The following is a 4,777-nucleotide window of genomic DNA, read 5'->3' as shown; positions in this document are numbered from 1 at the left end:
GCCCAAATCAATAGTTCTTATTATTACGTTTTTTGTTCCCATACGTTGCGCTATTTTTGCATAATTTTGGAAATGTTCTTCCTCGGTAGGCATATTTTTTGTTGACATATACATAAACTCGCTTCTGTATAGTCCTATACCTGCCGCACCGTTTGCAAGAACGGAATTAATTTCATCGGGAGTTTCTATATTTGCATCAAGGGTTATATTTTTACCGTCTGTTGTAGTTGCGGTTAAATCTTTAAATTGTTCAAGTTCTTTTCTGTCGGTAATTTGTATTTCATACTCTTTTTGATACAGAAGCTTTGTTTTTTTTGAAGGTTCTAAAATTATTATACCTTTATTACCGTCAACTATTATGGGCATACCGTGATAAACTTGAGAAGAAACATTTTTAAGCCCCACTACTGCAGGTATTTCCAAACTTTGCGCAATTAATGCCGTATGAGAAGTTTTTCCGCCCGTATCGGTAACAAATGCACTAACCATTTCATTTTTCATCGTAATAGTATCCGCCGGTGTTAATGTTTTTGCAACTATTACCGAACCGGGAGATATATTTTTTAACTTATTATCTTTTTTACCGAGTAAATTAGTTATAACTTTTTTGGCAATATCCGACAAATCGTTTTTTCTTTCTTTAAAATATTCATCCTCTATACTATCAAAAGTTTTTGACATTTTTTCCACTGTTTGATAAATTGCATATTCGGCATTAACTCCGGATTCGATAAGAGTTCCAACTTCTTGTTTTATCATAGGATCTTTTAAAATTAACAAATGTGCAACGGCAATTTCGGCATAATTTTCACCGAGCATTTTACTTAACGCCGCCTTATTTTCGGATATTTCCTGTTCCGTAGCGGATAGTGCTTTTTCAAGTCTTGTAAATTCCGCCTGAATTTTATCTTTTGATATTTTTTTTACCGGAATAAAATATTCATCTTCTTCCAAAAGAAAAACTTTTCCGATAACAACACCGGAAGAAGCGGCAATACCTTTTAATATTTGTTCATTTTTCATAACAATATCTCTTCACCAAAACCTTCATTAAAAATTTTTTCAATATTATCCAATGCTTCCTGTTCATCGGGACCTTCCGTTTGAACTATTAATTCGGTTCCGCATGATGCGGCAAGCATTAATATACCCATAATACTTTTGGCATCAACTTTATATTCATCTTTTATTATCGTAATATTTGACGAATATTTCATGGCAGTTTGGACAAGTAATGAAGCCGGTCTTGCATGTAAACCTAATTTGTTGACGATTTTAACTTTCTTTTCTTTCATCGTTATAACCCCAAATATGCAAAAATAAAACTAAATATTAAAGCACAGTAAAACAATATTACAGGTTTAGTATTACCGAATAAAAAAGTAATTAATAATATTAAACCGAATATAATCGCTTCGGGTATATCATAATTTATAAAAGATATTAAAGTAGTAGGTCCGAAGCCGAACGAATATACATAAAAAAACAATGCCGCAACTATAATAAACAAACCTATACTTCTAAATACATCACCTATAAACGATATTTCAAGTTTGGCTATCAATTCTATCATTTTTTCGTTCAAACTGAAACTTACCGATAATGCCCAATATCTGAAAGCCAAATGGACTATGTTATATAAAACGATAAACCAAACAGGAACTATCCATAAATAATTTATATCAAAAATATTTATCAATAATACACTTAAAAATATTGCAACAAAAGAAACAAAAGGTCGCCATGTTCCCCAAAAAAAAGAATCTCCTATTGCCGCAACAGGGCCTGCCATCATTGATTTTATAGCTTCAGGTTTTACGGAAACAGGTTTTCCTTCGGCAATATTTTGTTCTGCCGTTACAACCATAGCAATAATAACACTTGCCATATAAGGGTTTGTATTAAAAAAACCTATATGCCTTAAAAGAGCTTGTTTTCTTTTTTCCTTATCTTTATATAATCCGGCAATAACAGGATATATAATATATAAAAAACCTATATTTTGTAACCTTTCAAAATTCCATAATGCCTGCAGAAAAAAACTTCTGAAAAATAATCCTCTTACAATATTTTTTTTCATCTTTTTATAAAAGGTATTTTTATATTTTTAAAATTATTCAATACCATACCGAATCCGAAAACCGGTAAATAATACCATGCTTTTTTTAATGCCAAAACAATATAAATCGGAATATCAGTTGCAAATACTTTTTTTATTATAATACTTCCCAATAAAAGAAATAAAAAATACATCAATGCCGTTCTTAATATAAAAAACAGCAAACCGAAAAACAAACCTTTTGAAATTCTTTTTTCTTTTCCGTTTTTTATACCGTGTTCAACCCAATGCATAACTTTTGTATTGAACAATCTTCCGGCAAAATCCACTTCCTTATATATATATGCAAAAGGAACTGCCAATGCCAATGCAAAAACGGCAATTTCCTGACTTCCTCTAAATAAAACCGTTGACCATATAACTGAAAGTATAGTCATAAAAGTTAAATCAACCGGAACCGCACAACCTAACGGTATGGCATTTATCCAAACCATTTCAACAATCATTCCCAACCAAAGCCCTGTATGAATATCACCCAATAAAAAGCCGAAAAACGGACCGCAAAAAATAGGTCTGGATATCATAAATTGCCCGAACATAGTTATATCCGAACTGAAAACTGCAGCCAAAAAAGATAAGGCCATATAATTGATTATCATCTATTTTTTATCCGTTTCAATTGTTATTTTTGTTATAAACTTAAAACTTTCCGTCGGTTCTAAAATAAAATCATACACATTAAACAAAGTTGTTCCCTGATATGTTTTTTCATATCCGTTTTCGGAATTTGAAACCGTTTCTATCGGAGCAGTCCAAAAAGAACACTTAACAGAACTTTCAACATCAACGGAAAATTTTAAATTTTCATCTTTTCTAACCCATTTGTTTACGTTGTTAATCTGAACGGAATCAGCTTCAGTTTTTTCTGAAAATTCAAAAACATGTTCAAGCGCAAATTTTAAATTAAGCTGTTGCTGTGACAAATTTGTAATTTTATAATTTACTTCATACCCGCATTGTTTTAAAGGAATAATTATTTTTGTTACTTTTATTTTATATTCCATACCGTCACACCAAATACTGCCTATTCTTTGAAGTTCAAGTTCATTTTTTCTGATAACGGGTTTATATTCTCCCAAAACAAAATCACCGATATCCTTAAAAGTAACAGGATATAAATTTTCATAAGCAGTATCTTTACTTAAAAAATGGTCTGCCAAAGATGCTTTTCTGTACCAATCATAAACAAGTGCTTTTTCAAGCCCTGTTTCTTTTACTTTTACGGCATCGGAATGAATTGTTCCGAATTGATTAGGGTCTGCAATATTATTACTTTCAATTGCTTCTTTTAATTTTTTATGATAACCTTCATATCTTCTTGTAAGCACATTTGATAAATTATAATTTTTCTTTAAAATATCAAATTCAAATATCGTTCCGCCCGACATATAATTTATATAAATATTTTCATTTTTACCTTCATATAAAACTTCATTTAATCCGTTACTGTCAAAATCGGCAAACTCCCATTTTTGTTTTGGAGAACAAATATCATTATAAATATTTTCCGCTTTTAACAATTGTTCGTAAATTGCATTTCTTAAATGAGGCAAATACAAACCGCCAAATACACCGTGCCAATAAGCACAGTTACATTGTCCGCCGTAAAGAGTGTTCAATATTTTTGTTTTCTTCAATTTTTTAGGCGGAAGCATATTTATTTTATTGCTTAACCTAAGCATTTTTTTATGCATATTATTTGATTCTTCATATTTGCTTAAAAACAATCTCCAAAAACCGCCCCTTATAAAAGGTTTTAAATCTTCATTGTTTTCATATTGCTTTACCAAATTTTCAAAATTATTTTGAGCTTTATTGAGTAACGACCATTCCGACATTTCAAAATAAGACCCGGTTCCCAAATATATTCTTCCACAAGGTTTTGTTTGTGCCATAGCTTGTGAAAAAGTAACGGTTTCAACAATATCGGAATTTTGTTCAAGTGCCGTTAAAAATTTTTCAAGCCAACCGTTTTCATAAACATGCTTATTTGTTTCGGGCCACATACCGAATTTTTCTCCGTCATCAGCCATAACCAAAATTGTTTCTTTACCCTCATAAGCAAGTTTTCTGAAATAATTAATACAAACATCAACATCCTGAAAAGGAATAAAATATCTTAATTTTTGACTTATCGGGAATAAATTTAAAGTTTTCCCCTTATCTTCGGATGTAAAATATCCCCTTAAATCGTTATTTTTCAAACCCGTAGCGGTAAAATGAAAATCATCAAGAAGAGCATATTTGATATTTGCATCCGATAAAGTTTCAACCAACGAAGGTTCCCAAACTCTTTCGGCAATCCATGCACCCTGCGGTTTTGTTCCGAAAGTTTTTTCTATAAAATTCGACAATAAATTTATTTGCCCCATTTGATCCTGCTTCGGTATAACGGATAATATCGGTTCATAATATCCGCCGGACAATATTTCCAAATTATTTTCTTTAACAAGTTGTTTTATTGTGTTTATGTATGCAGGATATTTTTTCACAAAAAAATCCCATAAAATTCCGCTGCAATGTAAATTCCATTTTATACTTTTATGTTTTAACATTACGTCTAAAAACGGCTTATATGCAATGTTATAACCTTTCTCCAAAACCCAATCGAAATTGCCTACCGGCTGATGATTATGTATACCAAAAATAAATTTAACT

Annotated in this window: 5 protein-coding genes; all 5 read right to left on the bottom strand. The window is 31.0% G+C overall.

The genetic code is table 11. From position 1 onward, the window contains the following. The coding region (locus tag ACMUOV_RS08165; RefSeq protein ID WP_413854643.1) for a phosphoenolpyruvate-utilizing N-terminal domain-containing protein at positions 1-1,023 on the bottom strand (1,023 nt) is incomplete at its 3' end. Further along, complete coding sequence (locus ACMUOV_RS08160) at positions 1,020-1,295, bottom strand: HPr family phosphocarrier protein (protein WP_413854641.1); 276 nt, start codon at positions 1,293-1,295, stop codon at positions 1,020-1,022. The genes ACMUOV_RS08160 and ACMUOV_RS08165, both read right to left, overlap by 4 nt. Before the next feature lie 2 nt (positions 1,296-1,297). Beyond that, positions 1,298-2,080: a PTS system mannose/fructose/sorbose family transporter subunit IID gene (locus ACMUOV_RS08155; protein ID WP_413854640.1), complete on the bottom strand. Its 783-nt coding sequence runs from the start codon at positions 2,078-2,080 to the stop codon at positions 1,298-1,300. Next, a complete protein-coding gene (locus ACMUOV_RS08150) occupies positions 2,077-2,718 on the bottom strand; it encodes a PTS sugar transporter subunit IIC (protein ID WP_413854639.1) in 642 nt (213 codons plus the stop codon). The genes ACMUOV_RS08155 and ACMUOV_RS08150 overlap by 4 nt, the downstream gene beginning before the upstream one ends. Beyond that, positions 2,719-4,777, bottom strand: a 2,059-nt coding sequence (locus ACMUOV_RS08145) for an alpha-amylase/4-alpha-glucanotransferase domain-containing protein (RefSeq protein WP_413854637.1), incomplete at its 5' end; no start/stop codon positions are given.

The sequence above is a fragment of the Candidatus Ruminimicrobium bovinum genome (genome assembly GCF_902760015.1).
Lineage (GTDB): Bacteria > Elusimicrobiota > Endomicrobiia > Endomicrobiales > Endomicrobiaceae > Ruminimicrobium > Ruminimicrobium bovinum.
The sequence above is the reverse complement of the archived record's forward strand: the minus strand, read 5'-3'. Positions and strand labels throughout refer to the sequence as shown.